The following is a 19,227-nucleotide window of genomic DNA, read 5'->3' on the forward strand; positions in this document are numbered from 1 at the left end:
ACGCCGTGCATCTCGGCCTCGGCCTGTCGGCCGGGTTCGACCGGCAGGAGGCCTTCTCGCTGTCGGGCGGCGCGGGCGTCGACTTCGTGTCCGCCTCGCTCGTCTCCACCGAGGACTTCGAGCCGAAGGGCCGGACGCAAGGCGCCAACCTTGAGCTTGCCGCGACGCTCGGCCGCTTCACCCTGCAGAGCCAATACATGGTGCTGCATGCCGAGGGGTTCGGACGGCGCGGGACGACGGCCCATGGCGGCTATCTCGGCGCGCTGGTGTTCCTGACGCCCGACCACCGCGCCTACGATGCCAAGTCCGGCATCTTCGAGCAGGTGGAGCCGAGCCGGGGTCTCGGCGACGGTGGCTTCGGCGCGCTGGAGATCGGCGGCCGGCTCGACTATCTCGACCTCACCGACGACGGGCCGGAGGCGGGCGCCGAGTTCGCCGCCACCGCCATCGCCAACTGGTATCCGATCGACCAGCTCCGCTTCACCGCGACGCACGTCCACAGCCGGACCGTCGAGGGGCCGGACCGGGGCGAGCGGATCAACGCCACCCTTCTTCGCGCCGCCTTCATCTACTGATCCCGCGCTTAGGCGTTGACGGCGCGCCGCTCCCATGCCGAATGAGGCCATGACCAGCACCGACACCTCGATCGGCCGCACACGCGACGCCGAACCCGCCGACTTCTCCCATGTCGACACCTGGGTCTTCGACCTCGACAACACGCTCTATCCCCGCCGAACCGACCTGTTCTCTCAGATCGACGAGCGGATGACGGACTACGTGGCCGAACTCCTGTCGGTGCCGCGCGACGAGGCGAAGGGTGTCCAGAAGGATTTCTATCGCCAGTACGGCACCACGCTGCGCGGGCTGATGGAGGTGCACGGCATCGACCCGGACGCCTTCCTCGCCTACGTCCACAACATCGACTACTCGTGGCTCGCGCCCAATCCCGAGCTCGGCGCCGAGATCGCGGCCCTGCCGGGTCGCAAGTTCATCTTCACCAACGGCGACCGGGGCCATGCCGAGCGCACCGCGCGCCAGCTCGGCATCTTCGAGCATTTCGAGGACGTCTTCGACATCGTGGCAGCCGGCCTCATCCCGAAGCCCGCCGCCGAGACCTACGACAAGTTCATGGGCCTCCACCGGATCGACACGGGGCGCGCGGCCATGTTCGAGGATCTTGCGCGCAATCTCGAGGTGCCCAAGCGCCTCGGCATGCGCACAGTCCTGATCGTGCCGGAGAATTTCGAGACGACGCTCGGCGACGCCTGGGAGCACGAGGGCCGCGAGGGGGCCCATATCGACTTCGTCACCGACGACCTGACGGCGTTCCTGCGCCGCATCCGCGCCGCCGCCTGACGGCCGCAACGTCTTCCGACGCAAGAACCCCGGCGCGTCGCCGCACCGGGGTCCGTCGGTCGGGTCGCCGGGACGACAGCCCGGCGCGCCGTTGTTACGAGATGGTCTTCACCGTCGTGTCGGTGCTCCAGGCGCGCGCGCCGCCGATCTCGCCCGTCGTCGAGGTCGAGCCGGTCGTCGAGGTCGCGGTGGTCGAGCTGGTCCCGAAGAGGCCGCCCGAGCCGGTCTCGACGCGCAGGTTGTTCTGCACGTGGCCGACGCCCGAGATGCGCTCGACCAGATCCTCCGCCCGGCGCTTCTGGTCGCGCGTCGGCACGTGTCCAGCCAGTGTGACCTCGCGATCCTTCACCGTCACCTCGATGTCCGAGGCGTCGATGTAGTGGTCGTCGGTCAGGCGGTCGTTGATGTCGTCGCGGATGCGATCGTCCGAACGGGTGTAGCCCTTCGGGCCGCGGCCGCCGAACTGCTTGTCAGCCTCGCGACGGCGCTCGGCGTCACGGTCGCCGAACCACGAGGCGATCTCGTCGCCGGCGCGCTCGATGAAGCCGCGGTCTTCGCCGCGGGCGGTGTCGTAAGAGGACGAGCCGTAGCCGCGGTCGCTCGCATAGTCGCGGCCGTAGCCGGAGGTCTGGCGGTAGCGGTCACGGTTGGCGTAGTCGTCGTAGGACGAGGTCTGGCCGTAGTCGTTGCGGCCGGCATAGCGGCTGGGGCCGTAGCTCGAACGCTGGTCGCGGTAGCCGTCGTTGCGCTCATAGCGGTCGTCGTAGGCGCCGCCGAAGGACGACTGGCTGCTGTTGCGCGCGTAGGAGCCGTAACGGTCGGCGTTGGTGCGCTCGCGGCCGTAGCCGGTCTCGGTGTTCTGGCCATAGTTGTCGCGGTCCCACTCACCGTAGGCGTCGCGCTCGCCATAGGCGGCGCGGCGTCGCGCGTCGCGCTCGTTGAGGCTGCCGTTGCGCTCGTCGTCGTAGCGCGAACGGTTGCGATCGCCGAAGTTCCGATAGTCGCTCATGCGGGTCTCCCGTGAATATCCGCCGCCGAGCCGAATGCTGCAGCGGCAGTTCTCAGGTCGGCTAACGAGCCGAATCGCGGAGGCGTTCCATCGCTCGCGATCAATCCGACGCCATCGTGATCAATCGCCGAGCAGCAAGCGGCCGGGACTGGCCATCGAGCCGTCCGGAACGCCGCCGCTGCGAGCAGGGCGCTCGCCGGCCGCACCGGCCTGCGGCAGGCCTGCCTGATTCTGGCGCAGAACGGCGTCCTCCGCCCACTCGGCGGCGCCGGCGCTGCCGGCCTTCGCGGCAGTGCGCGCTGCAGCGCTCGACGGGTCGCTGTTGGAGGGCGGACGGCGCTCGCGCGTCTCGTCCGGCGGGATCGTCTCGGCGACGTCCATCGCCTGCTGTCGCCGCATCATTTCCGAATCGGTGTCTTCGCCGCCCATCGTCCGTCTCCGCGCGTTGATCCAGGTCCCGAACCAAACGGAAGCCGGGGATGCGGGTTCCTCCGGGCGTCAGAAGCCGTAGAAGCCGCGGATCGCCTCCCATCCCTCCTCGGCCGTATCGACCATGCGGAAGAGGTCGAGATCGGCGGGCGCGATCGTTCCCTCCTCGGCCAGGAACTCGAAGTCGACGAGCCGGCGCCAGAACGCGGCCCCGAAGAGGAGAACCGGGATGCGCGCCATGCGCCCGGTCTGGATCAGGGTCAGCGCCTCGAAGAGTTCGTCCAGCGTGCCGAAGCCGCCGGGAAAGATCGCCATCGCCTTGGCGCGGAACAGGAAGTGCATCTTGCGCGTGGCGAAGTAGTGGAAGTTGAAGCAGAGCTCGGGCGTGGCGTAGGGGTTGGGCGCCTGCTCGTGCGGCAGGGTGATGTTAAGCGCGATCGACACGGCGCCGACATCGGCGGCGCCCCGGTTGCCGGCTTCCATCACCCCCGGCCCGCCGCCGGTGACGATCACGAACTCCTTGCCGCCCGACGAGTTGGCCGAGTGCTGCGAGGCGAGGCGCGCGAAGCGTCTCGCCTCCTCGTAATAACGGCTGTTCGCCTCGAGGCGCGCCTTCTGGCCCTCGTTGCGCGCCGCCCAGGCGGCCTTGCCGGGCTCGGGGATGCGCGCGCCGCCGAACAGCACCACGGTGGACAGGATCCCGGCCTCGATCAGTGCGAGCTCCGGCTTCATCAGTTCGAGCTGCAGGCGCACGCCGCGCGTCGCCTCCGAGGTCAGGAAGTCCGGATCGTCGTAGGCGAGACGGTAGGTCGGCGAGAGCGTCTGCGGCGTCCTCGGCTTGCCCTCCTGGCGCTTCTTGTCGTCGCCGGACGAGGGAAAGGGGACCCAGGTCCCGGCCGGTGCCGCCGGCGCGGGGCCGGTGTTCGTCGTATCGTCGTCGGCCATGTCCGCCTGCCTGTCGCGTGCCCTGCTAGAGCTTCGAGGGTTTAGAGACAGATGCGGGACAGGGGCAAGCCTTGTGCCCCTCCCGCGCTGCCTCTAGGAGAGGCGCGATCCCTCCCCCACCCCCAGACCGGAGACGAAGCCCCATGTCCGCTGCCGCCCACGCCGACCTCGAAGCCACGATCGAAGCCGCGTTCGACCGGCGCGACGCCATCTCCCCGGACACGACGGGCGAGGTCCGCGAGGCGGTGGACGCGGCGCTCGGCCTTCTCGATCGCGGCGAGGCGAAGGTCGCGACGCGCGGGGACGACGGCACCTGGACCGTCCACCAGTGGCTGAAGAAGGCGGTCCTCCTGTCGTTCCGCCTCAACGACATGGAGCCCATCGCGGGCGGCCCCGGCGGCTCGACCTGGTGGGACAAAGTGCCCTCGAAGTTCGACGGCTGGGACGCGGCCCGCTTTCGCGAGGCCGGCTTTCGCGCGGTGCCGGGCGCCATCGTGCGCCGCTCGGCCCATATCGGCCGGAACGCCATCCTGATGCCGAGCTTCGTCAACCTCGGCGCCTCGGTCGGCGAAGGCACGATGGTCGACACCTGGGCGACGGTCGGCTCCTGCGCGCAGATCGGCGCGCATGTCCACCTGTCGGGCGGCGTCGGCATCGGGGGCGTCCTCGAGCCGCTGCAGGCCGGCCCGACGATCATCGAGGACAACTGCTTCATCGGCGCCCGCTCCGAGGTGGTCGAGGGCTGCATCGTGCGCGAGGGCTCGGTGCTCGGCATGGGCGTCTTCATCGGCCAGTCGACCAAGATCGTCGACCGCGAGACGGGCTCGATCACCTACGGCGAGGTGCCGCCCTACTCCGTCGTCGTCGCCGGCTCGCTGCCGGGCAAGGCGATGGGCAACGGCGAGGCGGGCCCGGCGCTCTACTGCGCCGTGATCGTCAAGCGCGTCGACGAGCGCACCCGCTCCAAGACCTCGATCAACGATCTCCTGCGCGCCTGACGCGCCGCGCAAGACCGTCTGCCAACGAAAAAGGCCCGGAGCTCAGCGCTCCGGGCCTTTTTCATAGAAACCTCGTGACCGGCTCAGTTGAAGCCGAGGCCGCCTGCGGGTGCCGCGCTGGCGGGCGCGCTGGCATCGAACGCATCGCCGAACCGGCCGACATCGGGCTGCTCGCGGCGCACGACGCGCCCGCCCACCATCGAGCCGACCCCGATCGAGCCGTCGGATGCCTTGGGGCTCGCCGGGCGCGGCGCGTTCTCGGCGACGCGCACGGGCCGTGCGACCGGCACCGGCGCGCTGGCGGCCGGCACGGTGAGGACGGCGGCGGCGGCATTGGTGGCGGGCGCTGCGGCGTCCGGCGCCATGGCGATGGCCACGGCCTTGCGCGCGGCGGCCGGCTGGGCGGCGACTTCGCGCGCGATCATGCCGGAGCGCACGGTGGGCTCGACGGCGGCGACCAGCGTCGGCGCCTCGCCGCCCATGGCAGGCGACTTGCGGGCGCGGATCGCGGCCATGTGGCGCTTGACGTTGGAGCAGTAGACGCTGGCGGACTTCGACATCACCGTGGTGCGGTGGCCGCCCTTGTACTTCATCGCGGTCTGGCAGACGTCGCCGTTGCCCTGCTCCCAGGCGCCCTTCAGGTAGCGCATGCCGTAGCGAAGGTTGGTCTCGGGGTCGAGGAGGGCTTCCGCCGGCCCGTCGAAGCCGAGGCCGCGCGCGGTGGCCGGCTTGATCTGGGAGAGGCCGTAGACGCCGGAGCCGCGGGCCCGCGGGTTGTAGTGGCTTTCCACCCGCACCACGGCATAGGCGAGTTCGCGGGGAATGTCGTTGTCGTCGGCGGCCTTCTCGATCATGCGGTCCATCTTCGGATCGCCGGTGATCGTGTCGCCGATCGCCTTGGCCGCGTCGCGCACGGTGCGTGCGCCGGCGGAAGCGACATAGACCGCGCCCGATCCGACAGCCGAAGCGCCGGCGACCACGGTGTCCTTGGCGGCGGCGACGCCGCCCTTCACGGTTTCATGCGCGGCGACGGCGGTGTCGATCGCCCGCGAGGCGATGCCGGGCGCCTCGGCCACCGGCGCCGCGGCCGAAGCCGAGACGGCGGGGGCCGACGGCGCAGCCGCCGCGACATGGACGACGCGGCCGCCCTTCGCCTCGGCGACCTGAACCGCGCCCATGTCCGGGCGGTCCGTCGGCAGGATCACGCGGCTCGGGCCGCGATCGTTGGCGGCGATCTCGACCACGGAACGGGTCGTCGCGGCGGACGTTTCAGACGCTGTGGAGGCCGGGGCGGCGTCGGCCACCTTGGCGGACTTCGGGGTCATGTCGGCGGTGCCGGCCATCCGGTCGCCGTCCGACACGCAGGCCGACAGGATCAACGGTGCGAGGAGCGCCAGTCCGGCGACCGAAACCATCCGGCCGGAACGCACACACGCGCTCCGGGCTCCCACAGCCCGCTGATCAATCATGCAAGGTCCCCACAGCCGTTTCCCTCGACCTCGTCCTTGCCCTCCCAAACCCGGCCGAAACGTGGCGGGAATGGGGGAAAGGTTACGAAGCGTTCACGAAGGTTAGCGCAACGTGACCGAAAAACACCACCCCATAGAAGTTGGATTCGTGCGCTTCGGGCAAGCTTGACAGATTCCAGACAGGATCGCGCCACACTATCCGACTGAATCCGCGCGATGATTCGTCGGCCCGCTCCTGCGACGAAAGGTTCCGGGACAGGTGGAAAAATCGTATCCGAGCCCGGTCGCGGGCGCTAAACCGGACGCCATGACGACGCTTCCCATCGATCCCGCCGCGAATCTCCTGCGCCTCCTGCGCTGTCCGTCCGTGACGCCGGACGAAGGCGGCGCGCTCGCTGAACTCTCCACGCTCCTGGCTCCCCTGGGCTTTGCGATCGAGCGCCCGGTGTTCGCGGATGCCGGCACGCCGGACGTCGAGAACCTTCTGGCGCGGCGCGGCGAGACGGGGCCGCATCTCTGCTTTGCCGGCCACACGGACGTCGTGCCGCCGGGGCCCGAGGCGGACTGGCGGCACGGCCCGTTCTCCGGGGCGGTCGAGAACGGCGAGATGTTCGGGCGCGGCGCGGTGGACATGAAGGGCGGCATCGCCTGCTTCGTCGCCGCGCTGGCGCGGCTCGACGCGCGCGGCGCGCTGGACAGGGGCCGCGTCTCCCTGCTGATCACCGGCGACGAGGAGGGACCGGCGATCAACGGCACGGTGAAGCTTCTCGAGTTCGCCGAAGCGCGGGGCGAACGGTTCGACGCCTGCCTCGTCGGCGAGCCCACCAACCCGCAGGCGCTCGGCGACATGATCAAGATCGGGCGGCGCGGCTCGCTGTCGGGGCGTCTCGCGCTTCTCGGCCGGCAGGGCCACGTCGCCTATCCGCACCTCGCCGACAATCCGATGCGCCGCCTCGCCGCCGCGGTCGACGCCCTGAACGAGCCGGCGCTCGATCGGGGCAGCGAGGCGTTCCAGCCCTCGAACCTCGAGATCACCGCGGTCGATACCAGCAACGCGGCGACCAACGTCATCGCGGGCCGCGTCACCATCGCCTTCAACGTGCGCTTCAACGACCGCTGGTCGCCGGAGACGCTGCGCGCCGAGCTGCTGCGGCGGATCGAAGCGGCGCTTGGCGGCGCGCCTTACGAGATTTCGTGGCGCGAGCCGGTTTCGGACGTCTTCGTGACGGCGCCCGGGCCCCTGACGCAGGCGCTCTCAGTGGCGGTGGAGACGGTGACGGGGCGCCGGCCCGAACTTTCGACCTCCGGGGGCACCTCGGACGCGCGTTTCATCAAGAACCACTGCCCGGTGGTGGAATTCGGCCTTGTGGGCGCCACCATGCATATGGCCAATGAGAGGGTCGCCCTCTCGGACCTCGAAACGCTGACGGCCATCTATGAAACCTTCGTTGCCCGCTGGTTCGCCGCCCAGTCCTGACTTCCTGCCGACGCTGCCCGAGATCGGGCGCTATTTCACCGGCGCCTGGCGCCTGATGGCCGGGGACCGTCGCGGCCTCGACCGGTTCGACCTGTCGGCGGACGGGTTCTGGCGCTCCTTCGCGGCGCTGGTCGTCGCCCTGCCGCCGACCGCGCTTTCCTGGCTCGAATTCGAGCGCGTCGAGCGCGGCTTCAGCGCGGCGAACCCCGTCACGGCGCTGGCCGCCCATGCGCTGGCCGACCTGACGGCCTGGCTCCTGCCGCTCTTCCTCGTCGGCATCGCCGCGCGGCACATCGGCTTCGAGCGGCGCATGGTACCGTTCGTCGTCGCGGTGAACTGGGGCGGGGCGTTCCTGACCTGGGTCTTCTCGCCCTTCTTCCTCATCCTCCTCTTCGGGGGGCCGAGCGAGTTGACCCAAGTTCTCGGCCTCGTCATCGCGCTCCTGTCGATCGGGCTGACGGTGCGGCTGATCGCGGTGGCGACGAGCTGCGACATCCCACTCGCGGTCGCCATCGTGACGATGATGATCTTCGTCTCACTCCTCTCCTTCGCCGCCGTCTCCGATCTCTTCGGCGTGGCGGTCGGATAGGCCAGGCGATCCCGGCGCGGTGCGCGGCACGCCCCAGGTCGCCTCCGGCGCGTAGTCGACGCGGGTGAGGTAGAGCCCGTCCGGCGGAGCGACGGGGCCGCAGCGCTTGCGGTCGCGCGACTCCAGCGCCGCGACGAGATCGCCCTCGCTCCAGCGCCCCTCGCCGACGAGCTTCAGCGAGCCCGCGAAGGAGCGGATCTGGTTGTGCAGGAAGGACTGCGCGGAGGCGTGGAGATGCACCTCGCCGCCCGGCGCGGCCACGACGTCGAGCCGCTCCAGCGTGCGCACGGGGTTCTTCGCCTGGCAGTTCACCGAGCGGAACGTGTTGAAGTCGTGGGTGCCGAGAAGCCGCTTGGCGGCCCGGTCCATCGCCTCGACGTCGAGCGGTCGCCAGACCCACCAGACCTGTCCCTTCAGGATCGAGGGCGGCGGGCGGCGGTTGAGGATGCGATAGAGATAGTGCCGCTTGCTCGCCGAGAAGCGCGCGTCGAACGCGTCGGGCACCTCTTCGGCGGCGAGGATCGCGACCCCCCCCTCCTCGCGGAGGTAGGCATTGAGCGCGTCGCGCACCGTATCGGTCTTCCAGCGCTTGGCGATGTCGACATGGGCGACCTGCCCCGTCGCATGGACGCCGGCATCCGTGCGCCCGGCGCCGAACAGCGTCACCTCCTCGCCGCAGAAGGCGAAAAGCGCCCGTTCCACGGTCTCCTGCACGGAGATGCCGTTCTTCTGGCGCTGCCAGCCGCAATAGGTCGAGCCGTCGTATTCGATGGTCAGCTTGTAGCGGGGCATCGGGTCAGGCGCCGAAGCGCGTGCCGGCCGGCACGTTCGCGCCGCGCAGGAAACCCGCCGCGTCGCTCGCCTTGCCGCCGGCCTTCTGCACCTCGAGAAGCCGCACCGCCCCCTCGCCGGCTGCCACCAGCAGCGCGTCGTCGAGCGCCGTGCCCGCCTCGCCCCGGCCCTCTTCGGCCACCGCGCGCAGAAGCTTCAGCCGCTCGCCACCGAATGTCGTCCAGGCGCCCGGAAAGGGCGAGAAGGCGTTGATGCGCCGCGCGATTTCGGCGGCGGGCCGCGACCAGTCGACGGCGGCCTCGCCCTTCTCGATCTTGGCGGCGTATTTCACCTCGCGGCCCGTCCGTGCGGCGATCGCGTCCTGCGTCTCGAAAGGGAGCGAGCCGTCCTCGAGCCGGGCCATCGCCTCGACCATCAGCGTGGCGGAGGCCGCCGACAGGCGGTCGTGCACCTCGCGCGCCGTGTCGGTCGGCCCGATCGCGATCTCCTCAGTCAGCGCGACGGGACCGGTGTCGAGCCCGGCCTCCATGCCCATCACCATCATGCCGGTCACCACGTCGCCCGCCTCGATCGCCCGCTGGATGGGCGCGGCGCCCCGCCAGCGCGGCAGGAGCGAGCCGTGGCCGTTCAGCGCCCCGAAGCGCGGCGCCTCGAGGATCGGCTTCGGCAGGAGAAGACCGTAGGCGACGACCACGGCGACATCGGCCCGGAGTGCGGCAAAGGCCGCCTGCTCCTCGGCGCCCTTCAGCGACACCGGGCTGCGAACGGGAAGACCCAGGCCGCGCGCCTCGCGCTCGACGGGCGAGGCCACGGTTTCGAGACCGCGGCGGCCGGCGGGACGGGGCGGCTGGGTGTAGACGGCGGCGATCCCGTGACCCGCCTCGTGAAGCGCACGCAAGGTGGGGACCGAGAAGTCCGGCGTTCCCATGAAGACGAGGCGAAGGGTCATCGGCGGCTCACGCGCCGCCGCGCTTCGACGCCTTGGAGAACTTGCGGATCACCATGTCGCGCTTCAGCTTCGAGATGTAGTCGATGAAGAGCACGCCGTTGAGATGGTCGATCTCGTGCTGGAGACAGGTGGCCAAGAGGCCGTCGGCCTCGATCTCGTGCGTCTTCCCGTCGAGGCCGAGATAGCGCACCGTGACCTTGGCCGGCCGCTCGACCTCGGCGTAGTAGTCGGGGATCGAGAGGCACCCCTCCTCGTAGACCGAGCGCTCGTCCGACGAGGTGAGGATCTCCGGGTTCAGGAAGACCTGCGGCGCCTTTTCCGGATCGTCTTCCTTGGACAGGTCGATCGTCACGATGCGAAGTGGCTCGCCGACCTGGATCGCGGCAAGACCGATGCCGGGCGCATCGTACATCGTCTCCAGCATGTCGTCGGTGAAACGCTTCAGCGCGTCGTCGACGCGGGACACCGGCTCGGAGGCGCGGCGCAGGATCGGATCGGGCAGGATGACAAGGGGCTTGACGCTCATGGGCGTCAGGTAATCGCAAGCCGCGAAGCGGTCAACAGCACCTGCATGTTCCCGTTTTGATCTGGCTCGCCCCCGCCGAATCGGCTAGCCTCGGAACAATGGAATTCTCCGCCCTCGCCGCCTTTCTCGACCGTCCGCTGGCCGCCCCGTTCGGCATCGTCTTGTCGTGGGGCGAGGCGCTGCTCGTGCTGGCCGCCCTGGCGGTCCTCGCCCGGCTGGTCTGGCATCGTCCGGGCCGCGAGGGCGAGACCGCGCAGGACATCCTGCAGGCGCAGGCGGAGCTTGCCGGTCGCGTCCAGTCGATGGGCGAGATGCTGGGCGCGCGGCAGGCCGATCTCGCCCGGGCCGTGTCGGAGCGGCTCGACGGCATGGGGCAGCGCGTCGGCCACTCCCTGACGGAGGCGCAGGCGCGCACCGGCGAGACGTTGTCGAGGCTCGCCGAGCGGCTGGCGGTGATCGACAGGGCGCAGGGGCAGATCCAGGGGCTCGCCGGCGAGGTCGTGCGGCTGCAGGACATCCTCGCCAACAAGCAGGCGCGCGGCGCCTTCGGACAGGCGCGGATGGAGGCGATCGTCATGGACGCCCTGCCGCCGGGCGCCTACTCGTTCCAGGCGACGCTCTCGAACGGCAAGCGGCCGGACTGCCTGATCCCGATGCCGAACGGCGCGCCGGCGCTGGTGGTGGACGCGAAGTTCCCGCTGGAGGCCTGGACCGCGTTTCGCGAAGCGCCGAGCGACGAGGCGCGGGACGTCGCAGCCGCGCGCCTCCGCCGCGACATGGAGGTGCACGTGCGCGCCGTGTCGGAGAAGTACCTCCTGCCCGGCGAGACGCAGGACACCGCCTTCATCTTCGTGCCGTCGGAATCGGTCTTTGCCGAGATCAACGAGCATTTCGGCGACATCATCCAGCGGGCGCATCGCGCGCGCGTGGTGATCGTCTCGCCCTCGCTCCTGATGCTGTCGATCGAGGTGGTGAAGGCGCTTCTGAAGGACCAGCGCATGCGGCGCGAGGCGGGTCTCATCCAGCGCGAGGTGGTCCTCCTGTCGGAGGACCTGCAGCGGCTCGACGCGCGGGTCGCGGCGTTGAAGACCCACCTCGGCCAGACCACGCGCGACGTCGACCAGATCCTGATCTCCACCGAAAAGCTGATCCGGCGCGGCGAGAAGATCGCGGGCGCCGAACTCGGGCAGGACGAGGCGTCGGGACACCTGCCGCACGCCTGAATCCATCGACGTCCGGCCACGGCATTTGGCTTCGATTCGCCCGGTTTTCCACACGTTCCGGAAACCAACCGGAAAATCGGCCGATCCAAAGCTTGACAAATGTTTAATGCGCGGGATCGAAACGGGTTGTGCTGCGTTTCTTCCGCGAGTGATGGAACGGGGGCAACGGCGATGCGCGGCGTGACGACGGCGGTTCTGGCAGGCCTGCTACTATGCGCGGCACCCGTGGCTGTGAGTGCTCCGGCCATGGCCGCAAGCAGCGCCGAGGCCGACCTCGCGACCCTCTACAACCAGCACACCGATCTCGCGTTCCGAACGGGTCTTCAGCACCGCCTGACCTGGACCGGCGATTATGCCGGGCCGTTCGACGGGCGCATCGGACCGCAGACGCTGCGCGCCGTGCGCGACTTCCAGGCCCGCCATGGCCTAGCTGCCGACGGCGTCATGGACGACGCTTTTCTGAAGCTCGTGATCGAGAAGAGCGACGCTGCGCGCGACGCCGCCGGTTTCGTGCAGGTGACCGACGAGGCGACGGGCGTGCGCCTCGGCCTGCCCGGCAACGTGGTCGCCCCGGTCGGCGAGACCGAGGTCGGCAGCCTCTGGCGCTCGGACGACGGCGGCGTCGAGATCGAGACCGTGCGCTTCTCCAAGGAAGGCTACACGCTCGACGGCGTCTACGGCGTCCTGTCGCAGACCGGGCCGAACAAGACGGTGAGCGAGGCCTCGAAGGCCAACGACGGCTTCACCATCCGCGGCCACGAGGACGGCCGCGACTTCCTGATCCGCTTCTCCGGCCGCGGCAGCGACCTGCGCGGCTTCTCGGTCGCCTGGAACGCGGCGCATGCCTCGGTGATCGCCCCTTACGCGCAGGTCGCAGCCGAGTCCGTCGAGCCCTTCGCGGGCGAGCCGCGCTCGGGCGACGTCGGCCCGATGGCGCGCCTCTTCGAGAGCGGCCGGGCCGAGGGCGTCGCGTTCGGCGAGGGCGAGCATGCCAAGGCCTCGACGCCGAAGGCCGAATCGCCGTCGCTCGCCAATCCCTCGCCGGGCTTCGACTCGTCGGGTACCGGCTTCGTGGTGTCGAAGGACGGCTGGCTCCTGACCAACGCCCATGTCGCCAAGGCCTGCAAGACGGTGCTGGTCGGCGACCTCGGCGCGGCGTCCAAGGTGGTGGTCGACGAGGACCACGACCTCGCGCTCCTGAAGGTCGATGCCAAGGTCGGCAAGCCGCTTCCGATCGTCGCCGGCAAGCCGCGCCTCGGCGAGGACGTCTTGGCGCTCGGCTTCCCGCTGCGCTCGATCCTTGCCGACAGCCTGAACGTGACGCGCGGCAATGTCTCGTCGCTGATGGGCCTGATGAACGACGCGAACTACCTGCAAATCTCGGCGCCCGTGCAACCCGGCAATTCCGGCGGCCCGCTGGTCGATCTGGCTGGCCGTGTCGTCGGCGTCGTCACCGCCAAGCTCAACGCCGTCGCGGTGGCCGATCTTACAGGCGACATCCCGCAGTCGATCAACTTCGCGATCCGCCCGGATGCCGCCGCCCGCTTCCTCCAGACCCACCACGTCGCCTTCGAGACCGCCGATGCCTCGGCGGCGCTCGAAAGTGTGCCGGATGCAACCGCCAAGGTGCAGGACTCGATCTATCCTGTGCTGTGCCTCGGCTCGAACTGAGGTCCGCAAGTCTTCCGAAAAGGCCGGGCGTCCTATGGGCGCCCGGCCTTTTTCGTCTCCCGATCAGTTGGCGGTGATGGCGTCCGCAAGCGGCGTGACCACGACCGACGTCCCGTCGAAGGCCGCGCCCTGCATCGGAACTTCCACCACCGCGCCGCCGTCGCGCTCCACGATGAGGAGGCCGGCATCGGCGGTGTCGCTGGCCATTCGGACCTCGCGCAGCGTGCCGACGGCCTTCTGGTCCGAACTCACCACCGGCTTGCCGATCCACTCGGCGGTTTCGAGGTCGCCGACCCCGGAATCCTGCGTTTCGGACTCGCTCGTCACGGACGGCACGGGCGGCTGAGGGGCGCTGGCGTCCTGCGCGTGGGCCGGCAGGGCGGCAAAGGCGAGGAATGCCGCAGCGAGCGCGGGGCGGACGGGTGGCGTCATGAGCGTCGTATCCTCAAGGGAGCCGGGCCACGGGATCGCGGCCTTCCTGCGGACCGGACGCGGCATGCGCCGTCACAGTTCCCACTTCACACCCCCGTGAGGACGGGTGCCGCCGGCCCGCCTGTCATCGCTCTGTGATCTTGGCTCCCTAGGGCGACCTGGAACCGTTCCAAGGGATAAGGGACCGCTCCGATGAACGAGCACGTCACGCCGCGCCACGCCGCGTTTCCGACCAGCCGCCTCGAGGATGCCGAGGGCGAGGGCCTGAACCCGACCGCGAACCGCACGATGGGCGAGATCATCGCCGCGCGCTTCTCGCGCCGAGACTTCCTGCGCGGCTCGCTCGCCGCCACCGCGATCGCCGCGACGGTCAGCCCGATGGCGCTGATCTCGGCCGAGCACGCCCGCGCGGCCTCGACGACGCGCTTCGACTTTCCGGAAGTCGAGGCCGGCATCGACGAGCACCACCATGTCGCCGAGGGCTACGACGCCGACGTCCTCCTGCGCTGGGGCGACGCCCTGTTTCCCGACAGCCCGGCCTTCGATCCGAACCACCAGACGCCGGAGGCTCAGGCGCGCCAGTTCGGCTACAACAACGACTATGTCGGCTTCATCCCGATCGACGGCTCGTCCACACACGGCTATCTCGTCGTGAACCACGAATACACCAACGAGCACCTGATGTTCCCGGGGATCGTTCAGGTGGTCGAGAAGGCCGACAAGAAGGACCCGGCAAAACTCGTCAAGGAGCTGGAGATCGCTCCGGCCGACAAGACCCGCGTCGACATCGAGATGGCCGCCCACGGCGGCACCGTGGTCGAAATCCGGAAGGATGCAGCCAAGTGGCAGGTGGTGCGCGACGGCGCCAAGAACCGCCGCATCACCGCGATGACCGAGATGGCGCTGTCGGGTCCCGCCGCGGGCCACGACCGCCTGAAGACCAACGCCGACGCCACCGGCACCCGCGTCTTCGGAACGATCAACAACTGCGCCGGCGGCGTGACGCCCTGGGGCACCTACATCATGGCCGAGGAGAACATCCACGGCTACTTCATGGGCACCTTGCCCGAGGGGCATCCTGAGGCCGGCAACTACAAGCGCCTCGGCGTTCCCGAGGGCACCTATGCCTGGGGCCGCTTCCACGACCGCTTCGACCTGTCGAAGGAGCCGAACGAGCCGAACCGCTTCGGCTGGGTGGTCGAGGTCGACGTCGAGGACCCCAACTCGATGCCGAAGAAGCGCACCGCGCTCGGCCGCTTCAAGCATGAGGGCGCCGCCTCGACGGTGGCCAAGGACGGCCGCGTCGTCTTCTATCTCGGCGACGACGAGCGCTTCGACTACGTCTACAAGTTCGTCACCAAGGGCCGCTACAACCCGGACGACCGGGCGGCCAACATGGACCTCCTCGACGAGGGCACGCTCTACGTCGCCAAGTTCGGCGAGGACGGCGGCATGGCCTGGCTGCCGCTGGTCCACGGACAAGGTCCGCTGACCGAGGCCAACGGCTTCCGCAGCCAAGCCGACGTTCTGATTGAGACGCGCCGCGCCGCCGACCTTCTCGAGGCGACGCCGATGGACCGGCCGGAAGACATCGAGCCGAACGGCGCGAACGGCCGGGTCTACGTCATGCTGACCAACAACACGCGCCGCAAGGCCGAGCAGGTGGATGCTGCCAACCCGCGCGCGGCCAACGCCTTCGGCCACATCATCGAGATCCACGAGGAGGGCGACGACTTCACCGCCGAGACCGGCCGCTGGGAGGTGCTGCTCAAGTGCGGCGACCCGTCGGTGGCCGAGGTCGGCGCGACCTTCTCGACCGAGACCACCAGAAACGGCTGGTTCGGCATGCCCGACAACTGCGCGGTGGACGCCGACGGGCGCCTCTGGGTGTCGACCGACGGCAACTCGCCGAAGGCAACCGGGCGCACCGACGGCCTCTGGGCGGTGGAGACCGAGGGCGCCGGCCGCGGCACGTCGAAGCTCTTCTTCCGCGTGCCGGTCGGCGCCGAGATGTGTGGCCCCCTCCTCCTGCCCGACATGCAGACGGCCTTCGTCGCCGTGCAGCACCCGGCCGACGGCGGCGAGGACTGGGAGGGCTTCGGCCGCCTGTCCTACTACGAGGACCTGTCCACCCGCTGGCCGGACTTCGACGACGCCATGCCGACGCGTCCCTCCGTCGTCGCGATCACGCGGCAGGGCGGCGGGCGTATCGGCTGACCGACCGGGGCGGACGATGATCGGCGGCGGCTCCTGGGACACCCCGGGGGCCGCCGCTTCCGTTCGGGTTCGGCCCGTCAGGGAATCACGATCCGCGCCAGAAGACCGCGGTGGTTGGAGCCGAAGGCGCTCGGCAGCGCTTCCAGCGACGTCACCACGGCGCCGCGCGTCAGGACATGGTCGATCGGCAGGCCGAAGCGTCCGGCGCCGGCCGGCCAGGTCGGCACGTAGAAGCCGGAAAAGCGCATGTCGGCGCGCGTCGCGAGTTCGATCAGATCGGGCGACCACGGCACGGCGTTGAAGTCGCCGGCAAGGATCACCGCCCCGCGCATCGCGCGCAGCCGGTTGCTGAGCACGAGGCGTTCGATCGCGGGCAGCTCGTCGAAATAGGGCTTCGTCAGGTGCGCGCCGACCAGCGTCACGCGGCGGCCACTGAGATCGAACGCGAACTCCGCGTATCGCTTGGCCGGCACCGCACCGAGCCAGGTCTGGCGCGAGGAAATCGGCGGGCGCCGCGACAGGAGAAGCGTGTCGCAGGGCTCCGGCGCCGTACAGCCGAGACGATAGGGATAGGCCGCCTGAAGGCGTGGAAGCTCGGCCTCGAACTGCGCCGCCTCGAAGATCAGGATGGCGTCGGCCCCGGAGGCGAGGAGGAACGGGATCGCCGACACGCCCTCCCGGTTGGTGGACAGCGCGTTGAAGCTGACCAGCGTGAACGGCGTGCCCACGACGGGCTTCGCCACCCGATGGGCCGACACGCTCTCGAAGCGCCACAGGGCCAGCGCGAGGATCGCAAGGGCGACGAGAGCCGTGCCGCCGGCCCGCCATCGACGTCTCAGAAGGGCAAAGCCGAGCGCCGGCAGAAACAGGGCGAAGCCGAGGATTGGCAGGAACTGCCCGATCATCGACACCAGCGGCGTCTGGGGCAGGAGGAGGCCGATCCCGACCACAAAGACGAGCTCGGCCGCCACGACCGTCAGCGTGCCGACCCATTCATCGCGTCGAAACATCCGGCACATCCGATCCCATCGGCGGGGGCGAACCCGTGTCGGTCGCCCCGCGACCAGCGTTTTCGCACTTGCGAAACATCCTGTGCAAGATAGCATCCGGCGCGATTCAGACCGGGGTGGCCCGGCCCATCGAAGGATCCCGCGCATGAGCGTACTCGTCACCGGCGGCGCCGGCTATATCGGCAGCCACATGGTCTGGGATCTCGTGGATGCCGGCGAGAGCGTCGTGGTGCTCGACCGCCTGTCGACCGGCTTCGAATGGGCCGTGGCGCCGGAGGCCGAACTCGTCGTCGGCGACATCGCCGACATGGCGCTGGTCGAGCGGCTGATCGCCGAGAAGGACATCCAGGAGATCATCCATTTCGCCGGCTCGATCGTGGTGCCGGAATCGGTGGCCGATCCGCTCGGCTACTACCTCAACAACACGGTCGCCTCGCGCGCGCTGATCGAAGCGGCGGTGAAGGGCGGGGTGAAGCACTTCATCTTCTCGTCCACCGCGGCCGTCTACGGCTCGCCGAAGACGATGCCGGTGCCCGAGACGCAGCCGCCGGCGCCCGAGTCCCCCTACGGCACGTCGAAGTGGATGACGGAGCTGATGCTGCGCGACACGGCGGCGGCCCATCCGATCACCTTCGCGGCGCTGCGCTACTTCAACGTGGCGGGCGCGGACCCGAAAGGCCGTGCCGGCCAGTCGACCAAGGGTGCGACCCACCTCATCAAGGTCGCCAGCGAGACCGCGCTCGGCAAGCGGCCGTTCCTGCAGGTGTTCGGCAACGACTACGACACGCCGGACGGCACCTGCGTTCGCGACTACATCCACGTGTCGGACCTTGCGAGCGCCCATCGCCGGGCGCTCGACTACCTGCGGGGCGGCGGCGCGTCGATCATCGCCAACTGCGGCTACGGGCACGGCTACTCGGTTCTGGAAGTGCTCGACACCGTGCGGCAGGTGGTGGGGCGCGACTTCGACGTGCGGATGGCCGAGCGCCGGCCGGGCGACGCCAGCGCCATCGTCGCCGATGCCACCACCGCCCGGCAGGCCTTCGGCTGGGAGCCGCTCTACGACGACCTGCCGCTCATCGTGCGCCATGCGCTGGACTGGGAAGAGGCGCTCGGACGCCGCAACGCGCTCTGAACCCGTGCGCCGGCTGAAAGGTTAGCCGGCGCACTCCCACTTCAGGGCGTGTCGCGCTCCGGTGGAACGCTTTGCACCGGCACGCCCGCCATGGCCGCGATGTCGGCGAGGGTCGACGCCTTCGGCTTGTCCTCGGGCGGCTTCGGCGGGCTCGGGAAGCGGAGCAACAGGTTCCAGCGCTCGACCTCGCCGCGTTCGCGCGACAGGACCACCCGCGTGCCGTGGGCGGTCTCCTCGAACGGATCGAGTGCGGCAATTCGCCGCCGCAAGCCGGCCGCGCCGTCCCAGTTCCAGCGATCGAAGAAGCCCGAGACGAGGCTCGCGATCTCGCCCGTGGCCTCCGCGCGGCGCGCCGCGTCGTAGAGGTTCAGCTTGACGCGGATCTCGAGCAGCGTCTCGCGACCGCGCAGAACCGCGAACGCCTCGGCCTGCTTCCGGCCGCCGAAGATCTTCGAGGCCACGCATTCGTCGAGGTCGCCGAGCGGGCTCGGGCCCCAGGACCCAGCGTCCCATCCGGCCATTCCGAAGGCCGCGCAGACCTCGGCGGGCGGTTGCGGCACGAGCCGGACGAAACGGAAGGCGCTGGCCTTCAGGCCGAGGTCGCGGGTGCCGGCGAAGCGCTCGACGACGAGGGGCTTCGGCCGGGGGCCGGGCTGGACCACCACCGATCGCTCGTCCTCCACGCGCGGCGCCCGTACCGCGACAGCGGCCCGGTCGTCGTCGGGCCGCACGGCCATCAGCGCGCCGTAGAGCGCGCCACCTGCCAGAAGCACGAGGGCGACGACACGCACGGCGCCGATGAGCGCCCCGCCGTCGCTGCCGCCGGCAGGCCGCACCGGCGCGACCGGAGGAGACTCAGGGGGCACATCCCAGCGCGAGGCCGGTCGCGGCGGCTCGGCTTCGGCTTCGGCTTCGGCTTCGGCTTCGGCTTCGGCTTCGGCTTCGGCTTCGGCTTCGGCTTCGGCTTCGGCTTCGGCTTCGGCTTCGGCTTCGGCTTCGG

Annotated in this window: 19 protein-coding genes; 9 read left to right on the forward strand and 10 right to left on the reverse strand. The window is 70.0% G+C overall.

The features are described 5' to 3' along the window. Window positions 1–575 (forward strand): porin (locus tag QZ753_RS13950; RefSeq protein WP_294644419.1); only part of this gene is annotated, 575 nt, incomplete at its 5' end. Window positions 576–624: 49 nt separating this feature from the next. Beyond that, window positions 625–1,356: a pyrimidine 5'-nucleotidase gene (locus QZ753_RS13955; protein WP_294644422.1), complete on the forward strand. Its 732-nt coding sequence runs from the start codon at window positions 625–627 to the stop codon at window positions 1,354–1,356. 94 nt (window positions 1,357–1,450) lie between these two features. Here QZ753_RS13955 and QZ753_RS13960 read toward each other — a convergent pair whose 3' ends face one another. From QZ753_RS13960 to QZ753_RS13970, 3 genes are all read right to left on the reverse strand, one after another. Continuing rightward, window positions 1,451–2,365, reverse strand: a complete 915-nt coding sequence (locus tag QZ753_RS13960; protein ID WP_294644423.1) for a BON domain-containing protein — start codon at window positions 2,363–2,365, stop codon at window positions 1,451–1,453. 120 nt (window positions 2,366–2,485) lie between these two features. After that, complete coding sequence (locus tag QZ753_RS13965) at window positions 2,486–2,794, reverse strand: hypothetical protein (protein ID WP_294644424.1); 309 nt, start codon at window positions 2,792–2,794, stop codon at window positions 2,486–2,488. Window positions 2,795–2,863: 69 nt separating this feature from the next. Beyond that, on the reverse strand, window positions 2,864–3,739 hold the full coding sequence (locus QZ753_RS13970; protein ID WP_294644425.1) for an LOG family protein: 876 nt from the start codon (window positions 3,737–3,739) through the stop codon (window positions 2,864–2,866). Window positions 3,740–3,882: 143 nt separating this feature from the next. On the opposite strand from QZ753_RS13970, the gene dapD reads away from it, so the two are divergent. After that, entirely contained in the window at window positions 3,883–4,737 is an 855-nt protein-coding gene (dapD, locus tag QZ753_RS13975; RefSeq protein WP_294644427.1) for a 2,3,4,5-tetrahydropyridine-2,6-dicarboxylate N-succinyltransferase, read from the forward strand. Window positions 4,738–4,820: 83 nt separating this feature from the next. Here the strand turns inward: dapD and QZ753_RS13980 are convergent, their stop codons facing one another. Continuing rightward, a complete protein-coding gene (locus QZ753_RS13980) occupies window positions 4,821–6,167 on the reverse strand; it encodes a lytic transglycosylase domain-containing protein (RefSeq protein ID WP_294644429.1) in 1,347 nt (448 codons plus the stop codon). Window positions 6,168–6,513: 346 nt separating this feature from the next. Between QZ753_RS13980 and dapE the strand changes: the two genes are divergently transcribed. Both dapE and QZ753_RS13990 read left to right on the forward strand, forming a co-directional pair. Beyond that, window positions 6,514–7,683 (forward strand): succinyl-diaminopimelate desuccinylase, encoded by a 1,170-nt coding sequence (gene dapE / locus QZ753_RS13985; RefSeq protein WP_294644430.1) that lies wholly within the window; start codon window positions 6,514–6,516, stop codon window positions 7,681–7,683. Next, window positions 7,655–8,272 (forward strand): hypothetical protein, encoded by a 618-nt coding sequence (locus QZ753_RS13990; protein ID WP_294644431.1) that lies wholly within the window; start codon window positions 7,655–7,657, stop codon window positions 8,270–8,272. Before dapE ends, QZ753_RS13990 begins: the two co-directional genes overlap by 29 nt. On the opposite strand, the gene truA is transcribed toward QZ753_RS13990, so the two are convergent. Genes truA through def form a run of 3 tightly spaced genes read right to left on the reverse strand, consistent with a single transcriptional unit; the run spans window position 8,219 to window position 10,539 of the window. Next, window positions 8,219–9,064, reverse strand: a complete 846-nt coding sequence (gene truA, locus QZ753_RS13995) for a tRNA pseudouridine(38-40) synthase TruA (protein WP_294644433.1) — start codon at window positions 9,062–9,064, stop codon at window positions 8,219–8,221. The genes QZ753_RS13990 and truA overlap by 54 nt on opposite strands. Window positions 9,065–9,068: 4 nt before the next feature. After that, window positions 9,069–10,013 (reverse strand): methionyl-tRNA formyltransferase, encoded by a 945-nt coding sequence (gene fmt, locus QZ753_RS14000; protein WP_294644435.1) that lies wholly within the window; start codon window positions 10,011–10,013, stop codon window positions 9,069–9,071. A gap of 7 nt (window positions 10,014–10,020) precedes the next feature. After that, complete coding sequence (gene def / locus QZ753_RS14005) at window positions 10,021–10,539, reverse strand: peptide deformylase (protein WP_294644436.1); 519 nt, start codon at window positions 10,537–10,539, stop codon at window positions 10,021–10,023. Between the two features lie 98 nt (window positions 10,540–10,637). Between def and QZ753_RS14010 the strand changes: the two genes are divergently transcribed. Continuing rightward, window positions 10,638–11,762 carry a DNA recombination protein RmuC gene (locus QZ753_RS14010; RefSeq protein ID WP_294644438.1) on the forward strand — a complete coding sequence of 375 codons (1,125 nt, stop codon included), beginning with the start codon at window positions 10,638–10,640 and terminating at the stop codon, window positions 11,760–11,762. A 246-nt stretch (window positions 11,763–12,008) separates the two neighbouring features. Then, a complete protein-coding gene (locus QZ753_RS14015; protein ID WP_294644439.1) occupies window positions 12,009–13,433 on the forward strand; it encodes a serine protease in 1,425 nt (474 codons plus the stop codon). Window positions 13,434–13,496: 63 nt separating this feature from the next. Here QZ753_RS14015 and QZ753_RS14020 read toward each other — a convergent pair whose 3' ends face one another. Further along, window positions 13,497–13,865: a hypothetical protein gene (locus QZ753_RS14020; RefSeq protein WP_294644440.1), complete on the reverse strand. Its 369-nt coding sequence runs from the start codon at window positions 13,863–13,865 to the stop codon at window positions 13,497–13,499. Window positions 13,866–14,057: 192 nt separating this feature from the next. On the opposite strand from QZ753_RS14020, the gene QZ753_RS14025 reads away from it, so the two are divergent. Then, window positions 14,058–16,082: a PhoX family phosphatase gene (locus QZ753_RS14025; protein ID WP_294644441.1), complete on the forward strand. Its 2,025-nt coding sequence runs from the start codon at window positions 14,058–14,060 to the stop codon at window positions 16,080–16,082. A 77-nt stretch (window positions 16,083–16,159) separates the two neighbouring features. On the opposite strand, the gene QZ753_RS14030 is transcribed toward QZ753_RS14025, so the two are convergent. After that, complete coding sequence (locus tag QZ753_RS14030; RefSeq protein ID WP_294644442.1) at window positions 16,160–17,092, reverse strand: endonuclease/exonuclease/phosphatase family protein; 933 nt, start codon at window positions 17,090–17,092, stop codon at window positions 16,160–16,162. A gap of 145 nt (window positions 17,093–17,237) precedes the next feature. On the opposite strand from QZ753_RS14030, the gene galE reads away from it, so the two are divergent. Further along, on the forward strand, window positions 17,238–18,227 hold the full coding sequence (gene galE, locus QZ753_RS14035; RefSeq protein ID WP_294644443.1) for a UDP-glucose 4-epimerase GalE: 990 nt from the start codon (window positions 17,238–17,240) through the stop codon (window positions 18,225–18,227). A gap of 41 nt (window positions 18,228–18,268) precedes the next feature. Here the strand turns inward: galE and QZ753_RS14040 are convergent. Beyond that, on the reverse strand, window positions 18,269–19,227 hold a 959-nt coding region (locus tag QZ753_RS14040), incomplete at its 5' end, for a DUF6030 family protein (protein ID WP_294644445.1).

Source organism: uncultured Aureimonas sp., from assembly GCF_913775355.1.
GTDB lineage: Bacteria > Pseudomonadota > Alphaproteobacteria > Rhizobiales > Rhizobiaceae > Aureimonas.